This is a genomic window from Vibrio sp. 03_296, assembly GCF_002265885.1.
The window spans coordinates 1-487 of the sequence record NZ_NPKW01001059.1 but is presented as its reverse complement, the minus strand read 5'-3'; the positions used below and the strand labels follow the sequence as shown (position 1 = coordinate 487).

The window sequence follows — 487 nt, the reverse complement described above, 5'->3', positions numbered from 1 at the left end:
GGCGTTATTAACCAGTGTTYGAGTCATGCGTTTACCTGATGGTTGGTTTCATGATGATTGGCAGACGTATACCTCATTAAGCGAGCTTGGGTATCGCTTACCTAAGTTAGAGCCAATAAAAAATGCACATAACATCGTGTTTTCGGATGCATGTGCATTTCTTTTAATGCCTTTCACTGCGAACAGTTAGAGGGGAATTCCATACGGAATTAAGCTTGTTCTGCACCTTGTTGTGCAGCTTGCTGTTGTAGGTAGTTCATGAACAGCGCATCAAAGTTTACTGGCGCTAGGTTCAGTTGAGGGAACGTACCTTTCACCACTAGGCTTGAAATGGTTTCACGCGCATATGGGAATAGGATGTTTGGACAGAATGCACCTAGGCAGTGAGCCAATTGACCTGCTTCCATCTTCTCTGCTGTGAAGATACCGCCTTGTTGAACTTCACATAGGAATGCGGTTTCTTCTGCGTTTTTCACTGTGACAGTCA

General features: G+C 44.4%; 2 protein-coding genes. One reads left to right on the top strand and one right to left on the bottom strand.

What is annotated here, in order from left to right; genetic code table 11:
- On the top strand, positions 1–190 hold a 190-nt coding region (locus tag CIK04_RS34990; protein ID WP_325206013.1), incomplete at its 5' end, for a hypothetical protein.
- A 19-nt stretch (positions 191–209) separates the two neighbouring features.
- On the opposite strand, the gene secB is transcribed toward CIK04_RS34990, so the two are convergent.
- Positions 210–487, bottom strand: a 278-nt coding sequence (secB, locus tag CIK04_RS29810; protein WP_128824761.1) for a protein-export chaperone SecB, incomplete at its 5' end; no start/stop codon positions are given.